At 63.1% G+C, this 15,723-nt stretch carries 13 protein-coding genes; 6 read left to right on the top strand and 7 right to left on the bottom strand.

Annotated features, from left to right (window positions below; all coding sequences use genetic code 11):
- Positions 1-3: 3 nt before the first annotated feature.
- Both ACZ5Y5_RS17640 and ACZ5Y5_RS17635 read right to left on the bottom strand, forming a co-directional pair.
- Entirely contained in the window at positions 4-1,119 is a 1,116-nt protein-coding gene (locus tag ACZ5Y5_RS17640) for an efflux RND transporter periplasmic adaptor subunit (RefSeq protein WP_464810726.1), read from the bottom strand.
- Between the two features lies 1 nt (position 1,120).
- Complete coding sequence (locus ACZ5Y5_RS17635; protein WP_464810725.1) at positions 1,121-2,323, bottom strand: TolC family protein; 1,203 nt, start codon at positions 2,321-2,323, stop codon at positions 1,121-1,123.
- Positions 2,324-2,799: 476 nt separating this feature from the next.
- Here ACZ5Y5_RS17635 and ACZ5Y5_RS17630 point away from each other — a divergent pair, with 476 nt between their 5' ends.
- Positions 2,800-3,711: a glucosamine inositolphosphorylceramide transferase family protein gene (locus ACZ5Y5_RS17630; protein WP_464810724.1), complete on the top strand. Its 912-nt coding sequence runs from the start codon at positions 2,800-2,802 to the stop codon at positions 3,709-3,711.
- Here ACZ5Y5_RS17630 and ACZ5Y5_RS17625 read toward each other — a convergent pair.
- Genes ACZ5Y5_RS17625 through ACZ5Y5_RS17610 form a run of 4 tightly spaced genes read right to left on the bottom strand, consistent with a single transcriptional unit; the run spans position 3,623 to position 8,041 of the window.
- Positions 3,623-4,762 (bottom strand): glycosyltransferase family 4 protein, encoded by a 1,140-nt coding sequence (locus tag ACZ5Y5_RS17625; RefSeq protein ID WP_464810723.1) that lies wholly within the window; start codon positions 4,760-4,762, stop codon positions 3,623-3,625. The two genes, ACZ5Y5_RS17630 and ACZ5Y5_RS17625, sit on opposite strands and share 89 nt — an antisense overlap.
- Positions 4,759-6,060 (bottom strand): lipopolysaccharide biosynthesis protein, encoded by a 1,302-nt coding sequence (locus ACZ5Y5_RS17620; RefSeq protein WP_464810722.1) that lies wholly within the window; start codon positions 6,058-6,060, stop codon positions 4,759-4,761. The genes ACZ5Y5_RS17625 and ACZ5Y5_RS17620 overlap by 4 nt, the downstream gene beginning before the upstream one ends.
- Positions 6,057-6,848: a glycosyltransferase family 2 protein gene (locus ACZ5Y5_RS17615; RefSeq protein WP_464810721.1), complete on the bottom strand. Its 792-nt coding sequence runs from the start codon at positions 6,846-6,848 to the stop codon at positions 6,057-6,059. The genes ACZ5Y5_RS17620 and ACZ5Y5_RS17615 overlap by 4 nt, the downstream gene beginning before the upstream one ends.
- Entirely contained in the window at positions 6,845-8,041 is a 1,197-nt protein-coding gene (locus ACZ5Y5_RS17610) for a hypothetical protein (protein ID WP_464810720.1), read from the bottom strand. The genes ACZ5Y5_RS17615 and ACZ5Y5_RS17610 overlap by 4 nt, the downstream gene beginning before the upstream one ends.
- 179 nt (positions 8,042-8,220) lie before the next feature.
- Between ACZ5Y5_RS17610 and ACZ5Y5_RS17605 the strand changes: the two genes are divergently transcribed.
- From ACZ5Y5_RS17605 to ACZ5Y5_RS17595, 3 genes are read left to right on the top strand one after another with little or no spacing between them, the layout of a single operon-like run.
- Positions 8,221-8,745, top strand: a complete 525-nt coding sequence (locus ACZ5Y5_RS17605) for an RNA polymerase sigma factor (protein WP_464810719.1) — start codon at positions 8,221-8,223, stop codon at positions 8,743-8,745.
- Between the two features lie 58 nt (positions 8,746-8,803).
- Entirely contained in the window at positions 8,804-9,760 is a 957-nt protein-coding gene (locus tag ACZ5Y5_RS17600) for a FecR family protein (RefSeq protein WP_464810718.1), read from the top strand.
- Positions 9,726-12,059: a TonB-dependent receptor gene (locus tag ACZ5Y5_RS17595; RefSeq protein ID WP_464810717.1), complete on the top strand. Its 2,334-nt coding sequence runs from the start codon at positions 9,726-9,728 to the stop codon at positions 12,057-12,059. Before ACZ5Y5_RS17600 ends, ACZ5Y5_RS17595 begins: the two co-directional genes overlap by 35 nt.
- Here ACZ5Y5_RS17595 and ACZ5Y5_RS17590 read toward each other — a convergent pair.
- Positions 12,007-13,095 (bottom strand): endonuclease/exonuclease/phosphatase family protein, encoded by a 1,089-nt coding sequence (locus tag ACZ5Y5_RS17590; RefSeq protein WP_464810716.1) that lies wholly within the window; start codon positions 13,093-13,095, stop codon positions 12,007-12,009. The genes ACZ5Y5_RS17595 and ACZ5Y5_RS17590 overlap by 53 nt on opposite strands.
- Before the next feature lie 200 nt (positions 13,096-13,295).
- Here ACZ5Y5_RS17590 and ACZ5Y5_RS17585 point away from each other — a divergent pair, with 200 nt between their 5' ends.
- Both ACZ5Y5_RS17585 and ACZ5Y5_RS17580 read left to right on the top strand, forming a co-directional pair.
- On the top strand, positions 13,296-14,432 hold the full coding sequence (locus ACZ5Y5_RS17585; RefSeq protein ID WP_464810715.1) for a glycosyltransferase: 1,137 nt from the start codon (positions 13,296-13,298) through the stop codon (positions 14,430-14,432).
- Positions 14,422-15,477, top strand: a complete 1,056-nt coding sequence (locus tag ACZ5Y5_RS17580) for a hypothetical protein (RefSeq protein ID WP_464810714.1) — start codon at positions 14,422-14,424, stop codon at positions 15,475-15,477. The genes ACZ5Y5_RS17585 and ACZ5Y5_RS17580 overlap by 11 nt, the downstream gene beginning before the upstream one ends.
- Positions 15,478-15,723: the final 246 nt, after the last annotated feature.

Here is a 15,723-nt window from a genome sequence, read left to right as displayed (position 1 = left end):
GGTTCAGTCCCCGGAGAGCTGAGCGTTGAGCAGCAGAGCGCCTTCGCCCACGATGCGATCGCCGTTGCGGAGGCCGGAGGTGACATAGGAATAGGCGTCCCCATGTTCGCTCACCTCCACCGCGACGCGGCGGAACCGGCCGGGCGCTTCGACCCGGAAGACATAGCTTTTCATTCCGGATTCGAAGATCGCAGCATTGGGCACCTTGATCGCGCGCCGCCCGTCGTCGGTCGTCAGTCGCGCACGCGCATACATTTCGGGTTTAAGCGCGAGGTCGGGATTGTCCGCTTCCGCCCGCACCTGGACGCGCCGGGTAGCGGGATCGACGGCCAAGCCGATCTGCGTCACTGTTCCGCTGAAATGACGGTCGGGATAGGCCGGAACGTCGAACTCGATCCGTTCGCCAATGCGCACGCGGCCGACCGAATCTTCGGGCACATCGACATTGACCCAGAGATGCCGGGGATCGGACACGGTATAGAGTGGGCTTTGTCCGGCCGCGATCTGCTGGCCAGGATTGATCTGGCGATCGATGACATAGCCGCTGATCGAGCTTGTCAGCGGCAGGGCGTCGCCGCGGCCCCCGCCCAGATTGCGCAACCGCAGGCTGGCGCGCTCCAGCTCCGCCGATGCGGAAGCCGCATCAGCTTCGGCAGCATCGACGTCGCGCTTGGCTATGGCGCCCCCGGCATAGAGCATCCGCGAACGCTCCATTTCCCGTGCTTTCAGATTGCGCTGCGCCTGCGCCGTCAGCAGGTCCGCGCGCGACTGGCCCACGTCAGGCGCGTCAAGATAGGCGAGCGGCTGCCCCGCGCGGACTGGTTGGCCGATATCCGCCAACAGCTGGGTCACGCGACCCGCGACGGGCGCGCCGACACGACTGGTGCGCGCTTCATCCAGGGCGATGCGCGCGTTGAGGTCGGCAGAGACGGGCAGGGGGCCGCTGGTCGCCGTCATCAGCTGCAGCGAATCCAGTTCAGGTGAGCCGGGTGCGTAGCTGATCATGTCCGGCGACTTCTTGGGTATTTGGGGTGGCGGTGCATCGGCTGCGCCGCAGGCCGAAAGCAGCATCAGCACAGCCAGCGAAGCGCCAGAGCGCGGAGGGAAGCCCCTGATCATGTTAGCGATCGTCTCCGGTTGTTTCAGCGGCGCGCAGCCGCGCAATGGCATTGGCTTCATCGGATTGCGCATCGATCGCGCCCAGTTCGACGGCACGCAGCGAACGGCGTGCGTCGAGCAGTTCGATGAGGGAGGTCGCCCCGTGGCTGTAGGCAAACTCCGCTACGTCCGCGGCCTTGCGCGCGGCGGGCAACTGGACCCTGTCGAACTCACGCTGGCGTTCGACTGCCTCCTCAAGCGCCTGGCGGGCAATCATGATGTCGGCGGTGGCGACCGAGATCGCCTTGCGCTCCTCGGCCTCTGCCTGGAGTAGCCCGGTCGCGGCGGCCTCGCCCTCTCCGACATAGCGGTTACGCACGGGAATGGGCACCGACACGCCCAGGCCGACGGAGTTACCGACGCCCAGATCGCCGCCTGCGCGTTCATATTGCACCCCTACCGTCACATCGGGATGGCGCAGCGCGTGAGCGCCATCGAGATTGCGTCGAGCTGCGTCGGTGCGCGCTTGCGCCGCCAGTACGTCCGGGCGGCGCATTGCGATCAACTCGGCCGGCTGATCGATCGGCCCTTCAGCGGTCGGCCAGTCGCCGGTGGTAGCCAGCATGTCCGACTGCGTTTCCCGTCCGATCAGCGTTCCCAGCGCCAGTTGCGCCGCGTGCCATTGGATGACGCTTTGCGCCGCATCGGTTCGAGCGCGCGCGGCTTCGACGCCTTGCCGGGCGAGATCGCCGCTGGAAAGCGCGCCGGCGCGCTGCTGCTTGCCCGCGATCGCCAGACCGTCGGCATAGCTGCTGGCGATGGCCTGGAGAATTTGGACACGGTTTTCGGCGGCCTTCAGAGCGAAATAGGCGTCGTAAACGGCCTCACGCCTGTCGCGCCGGGCGCTCACCAGATCATCCTGCGCGGCGTCTATAAGCGCGTTCGCCTCTGCCGTACGCGCCCGCCGTTTGCCGCCCCGCTCGATGGGAAGATCGACACGGGCCACTGTATCGACCAGCTGGTCATAAGGCAGAATACCGACTTGCGATGGCCTGATCTGGACTGCGTTGACGCTGAACACCGGGTTGGGCGCGGTGTCAGCGATGCGGAGGTTTGCACGAGCAGCTTTCAAGGCAAGACGAGCGCGGATGATATCGATGTTTGCGTCATCTGCCAGGAGGAGTGCGGCGTCGAGGCTTATGGGCGCGGCGGTTTCGGCTCGCATGGGGGCAGCTGCTTGCGCGGCAAGCGGATGCAGGATCGCTGCGCAAAACAGGCATGCGGCCATGCTTGCGAGCCGCGAAGCAGGCGCAACGGTTGAGAGCGGCATTGGCGACTGAACATTCCCTGGAGATGGACGTCGGCCATCTACCAGACGGAGTTAGCGCTGCAAGATCGCGTGCTAACATAAATTAAATTTAATCTTTATGTAATCTGTTGTTTCGACAAGTTTGTTAGATAAACTCTTGAACAATACTTAATATTTATAGAAATATATCGGAGAAGATACTTCTGAGATCGATCTATACAGAATAGTAAAGGTTTGACAGGGTGGATAAGACTTGAAAAGGGCATCGACAACTGCTCGCACCGTTCTGCACAGGCGGAAATCTCTGAGATGGACATGACCTCGCAGTGGCGGGAGAGGGCATCGTGAAGACCTTCGCTTCACTCTGACCCCAGCAGTTGATATGGACCATCATGCCCCGGCGTAAAGATATCTGGAGATGTGGCATTCTGGCCCGTCCGCTCGACCATGTCCTGGCGACGGGTACGCTTGATGGTCCCATCACCTGGTTTGCCGAGGAACCGTCCTTCCAGTTTCTGGCCGACCCCTTCGGCCTGCGCGGCGAGGATGGGCGGCTGCATGTCTTTGCCGAACATTATGATTATCGCACCCGCCACGGAACGATAGAAAAGCTGCTTTTCGACGATCGGATGCAACTTGTGGATCGGCGCCGGTGCCTTGGAGAGCCCTGGCACCTCTCCTATCCCCAGGTCTTCGTCGCAGACGGTGCCGTCTGGATGCTGCCCGAAGCGCATCGATCGGGAGCCCTGACGCTCTATCGCGATCATGGCGACCTTCTGGACTGGCGGCCCGAATGCCGTATCGCCCTCGATTGCGTCCCGGTCGACGCTACCATCCTGTGGCACGACGAACGCTGGTGGTTGTTCTATTCGCCCGCCACGACGAAAGCGACGAAGCTGTCCCACCTGCATGTCGCCTGGGCAGACAAGCTTTGCGGACCCTGGACGACTCACCCCGCCAACCCGGTGCGCGTCGATCGACGGTCAGCCCGTCCCGGCGGCACCGCGATCGTGTCGGGTGAGAGGATCATGCTGCCGGTGCAGGATTGCGCAGACACCTATGGCGGCGCGATCCGCCCTTTGTGGATCAACCGCCTTGATGAGCGGCATTTCGACGCGGAGGCTGGCGATGCCCTGATCCCGCCCGTGGGTGCGGGCGATTACAGCCAGGGCATGCACAGCCTGACGGCGTGCGGCGACGTCACCCTGTTCGACGTCAAGCGGATCGACGCATCGGTCCAGGGCCTGACGCTGGATGTTCAGCGGCAGCTAGGCCGATTTCGTTCAGGATCGCGCCGCCCGTAGCGGCGAAGCGATCCCAGGAAAAGCGTTCCAGCATGTCGGCGCGCGCTGCCTGACCCATCGCATGCAGCCTGTCCGGCTGCATCAACATCGCCTTGAGCCCCTCCGCCAAAGCGTCGGCATCGCCGGGCGGCACGGTCTGTCCGGTCACGTCCTGCTGGATGGAATAAGGCAGTTCCCCCACTGCCGAGGCCAGCACGGGAAGGCCCGCCGTCAAAGCCTCATGCGCGGCGATACAGAATCCCTCCGACCGGGAAGGCTGCACATAGGCATGAAGACTTGAAAGAAAGGCATGCGGCCGATCGACAAAGCCGGGGAAAAAGATGGCGTCGACCGCCGCGCTCGTCGCCATTGCTTCAAGCCGCTGCCGTTCCGCGCCTTCGCCGCCGATCATTATCTGAAATGGCGCGGGGGGCGTGAAGCCGCTGGCCTTGAGCTGCGCCAGCGCCCCGATCAGTACGTCATATCCCTTCACCGGATGCAGGCGGCCGAGGCTGCCGATGCGTAGTGTTTCGTCCGGTTCCCATGCAGGCGCCGGAGCAATCGCAGGATCGGCCGCGAAGATCGGCCAGCATCTGAGGCGTTCGGGCGGGACGCCTAGCCGTTCCGCGGTCAAATCCGTCACTGACCGGGAATCTCCGACCCACAGCAGCGCCCGCTGCGACAGCGATCGCATCAGGCGCAGGTTCCAGGGCTTCAGGAAGGCGGCATGTTGCCAGCAGATCACCGGCACACCCATCGCCGGGCCGATGATGAGGCTGAGGATCGTCGCCCGGCTAAGGGACGACCAGATATGGGTTGCCCCCCACCTCCTCAATTCCCGCCGAAGCCACAGTGCGGCGGCGACATGGTCCGTCAGACCGCCCTCGCGCACGATCGGATCGAGTCCCGCCTCCACCATGGCGGGGAGGCCCCGGCGATCGCGGGGAGTGAGCGCGAACAGGCGCACCTGCGCTCCGCCATCGCGCAGGACGCGTGCGATCGCGGGCACAGGCTGGCTCGCGCCTCCCCCCTCCACCGAGTTGATGACATAGGCGATCCGCGGCCCGCTCAATGGAACCGGCTCCGACGCGCCACCAGGGTCGCGAGGAGGAGGCTGGACAGCAGCGCTTGCCCCACCGCCTGCAATCCCGCGCCCATCAGGCCCGCTTCGACCAGCAACCATGGCAGGATCGGCAGGAAGATCAGGCTTGCGAACAGATTGGCGCTCATCGACAAAGCCGGACAGCCCATGGCGGACAACGCCGAACTACAGGGCGGGCCGATGACCGCGATCATGCGTGCGGCGATCAGCACGACCATGACGCCCCCCGCCGCCTTGAATGCCGCTCCGCCAAGTAATGTGATGATCGGCGTGGGGAACAGCGCGGCGATGACGACGACGGGTGCCGCCGCCGCGAGCGCGATTCCGACGACCCGGAGCAATGTCCTGCGCAGAGGAGCGCCGCCTTCGCCTGCGGCGACCATGCGCGCCAGTTCGGCATAGGCGGTATTGCCCAATATCTGGGCGGGTTGGGCGATGATCACGGTGGCACGCTGGGCGATGGCGAATAGCCCGGCCATGGCTGGACCCAGCACCCAGCCGACGATCAGCGGCGCGATGCGGCCGGCCAGTTCGCTTAACGTGACATCGGCGTTGCTGGCGACCAGGAAACGCCAGATTCCCGGATTGTCGATCCGCGCGCTTCCTCTTTCGGGGTGGCGCAATATGGTCCCGAGGTGGCGGTGCGCGCACCATAGACCCATGCCCCACAGGACGGCGAATTCGGCCAGCGCGGCGATCAGCCAGGCGACCAGAAAGCCGCGAATGCCCCATCCCATCAGCAACGCCATCCCAGCGCCTGCCAGCCGGATCGTCGGCTGGACCAGATTGTGCGCCCCGATGAGGTCGAACCGGTTGATCAACTGAAGATATCCGGCAGGCGCGGAACGTACCGACCCCAGGACTGCGAAGCTGTAGGGAATGGCGAAGGCTACCGTTTCCGGCGGCCAGCCAAGATGCGGTCCTACGAACGGCGCCAATATCATGGCGACCAGGATCGCAGCGACGCCGCCTGCGAGTTCGACCATGGTCCCGAACCGCAGCAGCCGGGCCAGGCGGTGGGGCGAATCTTTCGCCGTTGCTTCCGCGCCATAGCGCACGATCGCCTGCCAGGCGGGGAATTCCACGATGCCGCAGACCGCCGTCACATAACCATGGACCAGCACCAATATGCCATAATCACGTGGTCCAAGGGCGCGGGCCGCAATGACCAGATAGACAAGGCTGATGACGCCCGCGCCGGCCTTCCCGCCAAGCACCAGTCCCAATCCTTTGAAGATGCGTCCCGTGATGCCAACGCGTTCCGTCATGCCGATGGCGAAGTCCAATCCTTTTCCCGCAAGGCGACGCCCATGCTGTTGCGCGCGGCAAGACGGCGCCCCAGGAAGCGATAGAAATACCAGTTCAGCGCCTTGCCGGGCAAATAGCGATAAAGCAACCGCTCGGCCTTTGACCAGCTGACCGAGTCACGGGACACGCGCCGGTTCGACGGGAAGCAGACATGGTCGGGATGATAGATCACCCTGCCGTAGGGCATGATGCGATGGACGATTTCATGATCCTCCAGCACATAGGGCCAGCGCCCTGTATCGAAACCGCCCCCCGCGCGCAGGGCGGCGGTGCGGAACGCCTGCGCATATCCGCCGGCGTGGCATTTGGTCGCGAAGCGGCGTCCCTTGCGCAGTATGAAGGCGATCCGGCGGCGTGAACGGCTGTCGTCGACCGGCGCATAAAGGTCGATCGCCATCACGGCTGCGGCCCGTTCGTGACGGCCGAAAAGGGTGATGATGTGCTTCACATAATCGGGTGGATAGATGGTGTCGGCATCGCAGGTAGCGACCAGCGGCGTTTCGACTTGCGCTATTCCAGCGGCGAGGGCGTGGATTTTTCCAGGGGTAGGGCAGGATATGATCCGCGCCCGGTCGCCCATGATGGCGATGTGGGCGGCCGCTTCCGCTACGCTCCCGTCAGTCGAGCCATTGTCGATAAGGAGCAGGCGAAAGCGATCGTCACTCTGCGCCACCAGGCTGTCGATCGTGCGGCCGATCCATCCCTGCTCGTTGAAGAAGGGAAGGATAATGGTGAGCAGCGCCGTCACGCCGCGCGAACGATGGAAAGAGAAATGCGATCGGCGCGGCGGCGCTCCGCCAGCATGACGATCACCTCCGCCGCCCGCTCGGATGACGGTCGGCCATTAAGATCGAAACTGTCGGCGAACATCGCTTCCTGCTTGGCCCTGTACCGCTCATCATGCAAGGCAGCGGCCCGGTCGAGCGCGGGGGTCAACTCAGCTGGATCGGAGATGACTTCGCCAGCCTCCCAGTGGGCGAAATTGGCATCGCCTTCCCATCGGATGCGGTGAGTGTTCAGGAAGATGCAGGGGCGTGGGCGCAGCAGGAATTCATAGACCTGGCTGCTCGCGTCGCCCAGATAGATGTCCGCAGCCATCGTATAGCTCATGTCGGTCGAAGCGCGGCTACCCAGGTCGATATGGATATTGTCCCCGTGCAGATAGCGATTGTCGATCGCGCCCGCCCGGCTGATCGTCAGCTTGTCGATGGTGACGACGAAGGGACGCTGGAACAGCATGACATGGGGTGCGAACAGCAGCTCCTGGTCGTCATGACGCCGGAAATGGTCCAGCACCTGCCGTCCATGCTTGTACCAGGAGGACAGGTGCGGCGAGGGATGCGGATTGTAGAGCACGACGGGCCGGTCGCGCTCGACATGATGACTGCGCCCGGCTTGGCGGATCATGTCGAACTTGGGATAGCCCACGATGCTGATCGCATCCGGATCGACCCCGGCTTCCGCTATCAACCGGCGGCGGATTTTCTCGCCCGAACAGAGGACATGGTCGAACCGCGCGCTGGCCTTGTCGAACCCGATCGCCCGGTCGCCCGCGCCATGACGGGTGTGTATGATGAAGAGATTGTCGAGCCCATAGCGCGACTTGAGCAGCAAAGACGTCTTTTCGGCAACGACCAGCATGTCGAGGCTGCGGAAAAAATCGAGATTGTCGCGATAGACCAATAATTTCGTGGCAGGCACGACATGTTCCAGCAATCGGCTGATCGTGACCGATCGGGGGGACAGCGAAAGCTCCAGATGCTGGATTTTCGACCCCAGCCACTCTCCAGCCAGCCGTCTGACTTCGGCGGCCAGTTGCTCATTCGTGGTGGCCACGATGATTTCGCCTGCAAAGCCGCCCTTCGCCATCGCGATGGCGATTGGCAGGCTGTGAGCCACCTGATGAATCTGGTCGTGGTTGAACAGAAATCCTATGCGCATCGGCGCGAGACGTCGCCGCCACAGGGGCACCACAGTTCGGATTTTCAGCTGAGGCAAAAAAATTCTTTCGAGCCCATGCCGATCTGCGCACGGAAAGGCGTGGCAAACCTGTTGCTGTCCGTTTGCTGTCCTATTTGTAACTTCCGTTGCGCGCCTCAGGCTGCGAACAAGGCGGAATGATGGAGAACCGGCAGGATCAGCTTGAGTTCGCCTATGGCGTGCATCGCGCCGATCTCATGCGCTTGTTCCTGGCTCGCCTAGGCGATCAGGCGGAAGCGGATGATCTGCTGCAGGAACTCTGGCTGAAGGTCGGGCAGAAACCGGCCGGCCCGGTGCAGCATGGCAGGGCCTATCTGTTCCGAATGGCCCACAATCTCGTGATCGATCGCTTGCGGGAACGTCACCGGAGAATGCAGCGCGAACGGCGCTGGTCCGACGAGGCGACGGATTTCCCGGCGGCGGGCTGCGAACCCGCCGATCGGCGCAAGACCGCTGAAGAGGCGATGCTGGACCGCGAGGAAATTGCGACCCTGGTATCCGCGATCGCCAATCTGCCTGAAGGCGCGCGCCGTGCCTTTGAACTGCACAAGCTGCAGGGGATGAGTCATGGGGAGGTCGCGGCTGCGCTGGGTATCAGCAAAAGCGGCGTGGAAAAACATATGGCGGTGGCGATGAGATATCTGCGCCGTGCATTGATGGACTGAGGTGTGACAGCCCGGTGACGTCTGGTTAAGGAGCAGAGGCAGGAAGAAAGGACTCGCCATGACGGCCCGGCCGGACATCGATCAGGACGTGATGGACCAGGCGGTGGCTTGGCACATGGCGCTTGAGCAGGATGACGCCGACTGGGACGGCTACATCCGCTGGCTGGAGGCCGACCCTCTGCATCGCGATGCCTATGACGCCGTGTCGCTTGTCATGAAGACGGTGGACGATCAGCGCGCGGGTATTGCGGATCTGCTGGCGGCGCAGGCGGCGGCGCCGCCACCGCGCAGGCGCCACTGGCGCGCTCTTGCCTTTGCCGGAGGCGGCATGGCGGCCGCACTCGCGTTCCTCGTCGCAGTGCCCGTCATCCGCGCTCCCTCAACCATGATGACCTACACGGCCCAGGGTTCCGACAGCCGTGCCATCGACCTTGCCAACGGTGTGCGGGTGACGTTGTCGCCCGCCAGCAGCATCGTGGTACAGGGCAAGGATGCGGGGCAAGTCGAGTTGTCGCGGGGGGAAGCCTTTTTCGATGTCCGCCATGATCCCAATCGATCCCTCACGGTGACCGCAGGCGGGTACAGCATTTCGGATATCGGTACGCGTTTTTCGGTTAATCTCGCCGGCACGGCGTTTCGCGTCGGCGTTTCGGAAGGCGCGATCTCCGTGGCGTCGCCGGGATCGGGGCAGCCGGTCCGGGTGGCTGCCGGCTATCAGCTGGTGGGCGGCGAAGACGGCCAGAAACTTTCATCCGTGGTCCCCGCCGAAGTCGGCAGTTGGCGCGCGGGCAGGCTAAGCTATAGCGATGCGCCGCTGGCTCTCGTATTGGCGGACATTGCCCGCTATTCGAACAAGCGGGTTGAGGTTGATCCGTCGCTGGAGAATAGGCATTTTTCGGGGGTATTGGTCATCGGCGACGGATCGAAGCTGGTCGAGGACCTCGCGACGGTCATCGGCGCGCAGCTTCAGGCGGAAGGGGATGGGGTTCGCCTCAGCGCTGCTGCTTCTCGCTGAAGCGGGCGGCCATGCCCCGGCCGCTCAGGCGCGCGAACCCGTCTATTCCTTCGACATCCCGACCGGCCCGCTCAGCGCTGGCCTCGCGCGCTTTTCAGAGATCACCGGAATTTCCGTAGGACTGCCGGGGGATATGCCGCGTGTCAGCACTCATCGCGTCAGCGGCACGATGTCTCCCGAAGCGGCCCTGCGCCAGCTGCTGGAGGGGACCGGCCTGGTGGCGCACCGGCTGGGCGGCGTCTATCGCATCGAAAAAATGGCGGCGCGCTCTCCTTCGCTTCCTGCTGCCATGCCTCCGCCATCGCCACCGGCAGCTCTGTCCCTTCCGAACCTTATTGTTACGGCACAGAAACGGTATCAGCTTCTCGCCACCGTCCCCTTGTCCCTTTCGGTAATCCAACAGGACAGTCTGGCGACCAGATCCCGCACCGCCACCAGCCGAGACATCAGCCTGGGCACAGAGGGACTGGCGATGACCAATCTCGGCCCCGGCCGTAATCGCCAATTCATTCGTGGAATCGCCGACAGTCCCTTCAACGGGCAAAGCCAATCCACCGTAGCCGTCCAGGTCGATGAAGCCCGCGTCACCTTCGACGCGCCCGATCCCGACCTCCGGCTCATCGACATCGATCGCGTCGAGATATTGAAAGGCCCCCAAGGTCCACTCTACGGGTCGGGCGCACTTGGCGGCATCTACCACATCGTCACGCGTCGCCCGCAGTTGGACGAGACGTCGCTTTCCTTCCGACTGTCCACCGAGGGGGTGCAGCATGGCGGATGGGGTTCTGGCGCCGAAGCGGTGGTGAACGTCCCAATAGTTGAAGACCGGCTGGCTTTGCGGGGTGTGGCCTATCGCTTCGCCAATGCCGGCTGGATCGACAATGCCGGCGGGCGGCAGGACAGCAACTCGGCAGACACCCTGGGTGCGCGCATCGCTCTGCGGTGGCAGCCGGTTGAAGACTGGACCGTTGATGCCGGCGCTTCGGTGCAAAACATCAATGTCCATGACAGCCAATATGTCGATCCGGCGGCAAAGACCCTCACTCGCACCAGCCGGTTGCGCGAGCCGACCGACAATGACTTCAAAATGGCGCATGCGACCGTGGAAGGAAATCTGGGCGGGCTGCAGTTCATGTCGGCGACAAGTTACGTCGATAATGGTTTCGACTATGCGCTGGATGCGAGCGACGCGGCTGCCGATCTCGGCTTGTCGGGCCTGGCTCGCTTTACCGACAGTCGTTCCTATACATTGTTCAATCAGGAACTTCGGTTGTCCTCAGAAGGCGAAGGCCGCTGGATCGTCGGCGCCTCCTTCCTGCGCGGAACCACCAACGGTCTGTCGTCCATCACGGGGCAGTCCGGCGTCGCCCAGCCGGTTGCGACACTGGACCGCAAGGCAACGGAACTTGCGATCTTCGGTGAGGCCACGCGCCGCTTGCTGGGAAGGATCGACATGACCCTCGGGGCGCGGCTCTCGAACGCAATTTTCGAGGACGAGACCTCGGAGAAGGCCGGACAGCGCGCTCTCAAGCGCAGCAAGATCATATTCTCGCCAAGCGCCTCCTTGTCCCTTCCGCTCGATGGCCGTGGAATCCTGTATCTCCGATATGCGCGTGCCATGCGCCCGGGCGGTTTGGCGCCTACCGGGATGGTAGCGTCCGGCCGGTTCGACTCCGATGAATTGAACACAGTCGATTTGGGCGTCCGCCGCGCGTCGGCGGACGGGCGGGTGTCCTTGTCAGCCAGCGCCTATCATTCGCAGTGGGACGAGATTCAATCCGACTATCTGCTTCCCAACGGGCTCATATCCACGCGGAACGCCGGTCAAGGCCGCATTTTCGGCGTCGAAGCCGCGCTCGATTGGCAACTCGGCGGGGGATTCACGATTGCCGCCGGGGGAGCGATCCAGAGCGCGCGGCTGACGCACGGCCAAGACGGCGTCGAATTGCATGACCGACGATTGCCCGTGACCCCGGAACTCAGCGGCAGAGCGTCGCTGGCCAAGACGGTTGCATTGGGCCCATGGCAAGGGCAGGCCGCCGTGCAGGCCAATTATATTGGCGATGCGCGGCTCAGTTTCGACAGCGATCTCGACCGCAAGATGGGCGATTATACCGTTCTAGCCTTGCATGCCGAATTGTCCCACGGGCCATGGACGATTGGATCGAGGCTGGACAATCTGTTCGACGTGAAGGGGGACAGCTTCGCCTTCGGCAATCCTTTCTCAATCCGGGAAGAGCGACAATTCACGCCCGTTCGCCCAAGGACGGTAACGTTCTCGATCGCGCGAGGCTGGTAGCGGCCGGTACATGGCGCGACAGCCTGAATATGGCTGTATAGCCCACATGGTCGGACAACATGCTGCCGTCGGCCCCATGGCCGAACGGCACTTCGATCTTGGTCAGGCGTAGAGCGGTTGCCGCCCCCTGGGCATAAAATGCCCAGTCTTTGGCCCGGCCGAACGAATAGGCCGCGTCCGGCCCCAGGTGGATGCCGGATGCGCTCGCGGCGTCGTAAACGTCACGGACCCGCTGGCGGCCGGGAACCCAGTTGCTTTCAGCAGCGGTCATCAGTGCCGAACGCCGGTCAGTATCCTTGCCGACGTTGAAATCGCCCGCAACGATCAGCGCACGCGAAGGAACGTGCCATGTCCGAATGAAGCTGCCGAGGCTGTCGACCTGCAGTCGATACGCCCGCATAGATCGGTCGTTCGACACTCTCGATGCCCGTCGGCTGTTGAGATGTGTGGTCACGATGTCGATCGGGTCGGATCGGTCCGGCAACTGGACAGCCGCCATTAGCGCGCCCTTGTTGGCGAGGCAGTCGTACCCCGCGCAGGCGGCTGCCGGATAGGCCAGACGGTGTGTGCTGACGAATGGATAGTCGGACAGGATCTGGAGCCCGCTGCCGACATATTTGCCTATATCCTCTCCTTTCGCCCAGGACCGGTCGTGGGCAGAAGCAGGCGTCACATGCACGGGCAGGCCAGCCCCTGCGGTATCGGCGGCTGGTCCATCCGCGATATAGCGGTAGCCTGCGGCCCGACCAATGGATTGCGCCTCCTGGGTGAAGGCTTCCTGCAGGACGACGATATGGGGATTGCGGCCCTCCTGCCGGAGCGCGCGCAAGCTGCTCGCAATCCGGGCGAGTTGGGTCGGCCTGTTCCATGCCACGGGCCAGGGCAGCCCGTGGATGTTATAGGTGAGGACCGACAGATCGCCGGTAAATGGTGGCGGTGTTGCGGGGGCAGGAGAGGGCGGCAGCGTCTCGGGCCGGGAGGCGCCAAGGACGAAGGCAGCCGTCAGGATTAGCAATGTCACCGGGAATGTGCGCAACGGTCATCTCCTGCCGCGATGGCGCAAGGACGGCGCGCATTGGGTGTCGCCTCAGTCAGCCGAAAAATTTCGCGTGTCGCCCGACTGCGGTTGATCTCCGCGATACCGTCTTACCGGCGGACCCCACCTGAAGACGTGCTTTAGCCTGCAATGAAAGGCTGACGCGCCACGCCGATCTCATGAGCAACGGAGAGCCGTCCTTGCGCATCCTTACCTTTCTGCACAGCTTTGAACCCGGAGGCGTTGAACGCATCGCGCTGAGGCTGGTGCGCGAATGGCGCAAGAACGGGATCGCTGCTCCCTTGTTCATGGGACGAACCAGCGGCGCCATGCGCGAAGAGTTGGCCGGCGACCTTGATTATCAAACCCCGCGTCCGCCGCCATTCGCCATCGGATGGTGCGAGACGATCTGGATGATCGTCACTCTGCCAGGCGTTATCCGGCGTGCGAGGCCCAATGTGCTTTTCTGCGCGGGCAACAGTTATGCGGTGGTGGCGGTGGCCATGAAGCTGATCCTGGGGCGGCGCTGTCCGCCTATATTGGCGAAGATCAGCAACGACCTTGACCGGCGCGACATGATCTGGCCGGTTCGTCAATTCTACCGCGCCTGGCTTCGCATGCAGGGCCACTTCATTGATCATTTCGTCGGCATGGAAGCGTCGATGGAAAAGGCTATAGGCCATCGCGTCCAGCCCAAAACCGGGGGGATCACGATCATTCCCGACCCGGCCTTGTCCTTCGCTCAAATTGATCGGCTTAGGGCGATGCCGCGCCGTCGAACTAATATGCCGGGCCGCCGTTTCGTGGCAGCAGGCCGCCTGGTCTCACAAAAGAATTTTGCGTTGATGATCCGCGCCTTTGCGCGGGGCGCCAGGGATGTCGACCGACTGATCATCTACGGCGAAGGGCCGCAACGCGATGCGCTATCGTCGCTCGCGGACAGACTGGGCGTGACGGATCGGATCGACTTTCCTGGCCATGTGCCGGACCTGGCGAGCCATTTGACCGATAATGACCTGTTCCTTCTTTCGTCCGACTATGAAGGGGTTCCGGCGGTGTTGCTGGAGGCTCTTGCGGCAGGTCTGCCGATCATCACCACGCAATGCAGTTGCAGCATCAGGGCCGTAGTGGCCAACGGTGCACTCGGCCGGATCGTCCCAGTGGGTGACGAGGCCGCTCTTGCCCGCGCCATCGGAGAGGCGACAGCCGATGATCAGGACCCGACGGCAAGCCTGATCCACGCCCGGCGATATACGATCGAGACGGCGTCCATGGCCTATCTTCTGGCCTTCGATGGTCTGGCCGGACATCGGAAGGAAAAAATCTGTGCCAACTGAGGCGCGGTCAGTCAGGCGGCGTCTTGGCGGTCAGAACAATGTTCACGAGCAGATTATGACCGGCACCTCTTCCTCCGGCGCTCTCCTATCAGCCGCTGCCAGCAATTTCGATCCGTGTCCCTTAGAGCATGTAATCAACCCGGAACCGCTTTTCCGGTCTGGCCGCAACTGGACCCAATGGTGCGGGCCGGTTCTATCCATCGTGATCCTGGTCGTCTCGCTGCATCAATTCCGAAGCCTTGCAATACGCACTCTATGGTCGATGCTGCCCGCCAGCATCGGCTTCTGGGCTGCCTTTCTGCTCTACTATGGCGCCGGCCCCTTATCGGAATGGGTCATCTTTCGTCGGCTCTGGAACATCCCGATGGAAGGGTTGGGCGCACTGCTGTGCAAACTGGTCAGCAATGAAATTCTTCTTGGCTACCTGGGCGAGGTCTATTTCTATGCCTGGGCGCGCCGCAATGCTAAGATCGCCACGGCTCCCTTCGGAGCGATCAAGGATGTGACTATCCTGTCCGCTCTAGTGGGCAACGTCATCACCCTCATCATGGTGGCGGTGGCAATTCCCGTTTTCGACGGTTTGCATCTGGGAGCCGGTCACTGGGACATCATCGCGTCGCTCCTCTTTGTTTTGGGAACGTCACTTGCGGCGATGCTGCTGCGCAAGCGGCTGTTCACGCTGCCGCGCTCAGAACTGTCACGCATCTGCGTCATTCACCTGATCCGCATCATGGCTACCACGGTTCTGGCGGCCGTGATGTGGCACATGCTGCTGCCCCGCGTTGCGCTGAGCTGGTGGCTGTTGCTCGCGACGTTGCGCCAACTCGTTTCGCGATTACCCTTCCTGCCCAACAAGGATGTCGTGTTTGCCGGCATGACCGCCTTCCTCATCGGCACGGGCAACGAGATCGCGGCCGCTATGGCGCTAATGGCCACTCTGATCTTCTGCGCGCATCTGCTGGCCGGCGTCCTGCTGAGCGCGAATGCGCTGCTCCGCGGAGGGTGTGGCCGTCGTTTCAGCGAAGCGCAGAGCCATGCCGCATGACGTGACCCTGCCGCCCACAGCGGCTGAGGCCGAACCAATTCGGCCGCTCCAGAGCCAGCTACGCAAGAGCCAGCAGGGCCTGTCCCTTCAGAATGGCTGCAAGGAGGAACCTGCCTTTCGACGCCTGTGCAGTTGCAGCGGTTGGCCACTTCTGGTCCGGCTTGTCTGGTGGGCGCTTCGGAACGATCGTTAGCGATCCATGCCCCGAAGGATAAGCTTCGCAGCGATCGCTCGTCGCGGTGTCCT

The sequence above is a fragment of the Sphingobium sp. TomTYG65 genome (assembly GCF_055395525.1).
Note: the sequence above shows the minus strand (reverse complement) of the source record. Positions and strands in the feature narration are given on the sequence as shown.

What these genes read in the sequence shown, in the direction of transcription:
- ACZ5Y5_RS17640 (WP_464810726.1), bottom strand. Translation starts at nt 1,119, where the DNA reads ATGATCAGGGGCTTCCCTCCGCGCTCTGGCGCTTCGCTGGCTGTGCTG.
- ACZ5Y5_RS17635 (WP_464810725.1), bottom strand. Translation starts at nt 2,323, where the DNA reads ATGCGAGCCGAAACCGCCGCGCCCATAAGCCTCGACGCCGCACTCCTC.
- ACZ5Y5_RS17630 (WP_464810724.1), top strand. Translation starts at nt 2,800, where the DNA reads ATGCCCCGGCGTAAAGATATCTGGAGATGTGGCATTCTGGCCCGTCCG.
- ACZ5Y5_RS17620 (WP_464810722.1), bottom strand. Translation starts at nt 6,060, where the DNA reads ATGACGGAACGCGTTGGCATCACGGGACGCATCTTCAAAGGATTGGGA.
- ACZ5Y5_RS17610 (WP_464810720.1), bottom strand. Translation starts at nt 8,041, where the DNA reads ATGCGCATAGGATTTCTGTTCAACCACGACCAGATTCATCAGGTGGCT.
- ACZ5Y5_RS17605 (WP_464810719.1), top strand. Translation starts at nt 8,221, where the DNA reads ATGGAGAACCGGCAGGATCAGCTTGAGTTCGCCTATGGCGTGCATCGC.
- ACZ5Y5_RS17600 (WP_464810718.1), top strand. Translation starts at nt 8,804, where the DNA reads ATGACGGCCCGGCCGGACATCGATCAGGACGTGATGGACCAGGCGGTG.
- ACZ5Y5_RS17595 (WP_464810717.1), top strand. Translation starts at nt 9,726, where the DNA reads ATGGGGTTCGCCTCAGCGCTGCTGCTTCTCGCTGAAGCGGGCGGCCAT.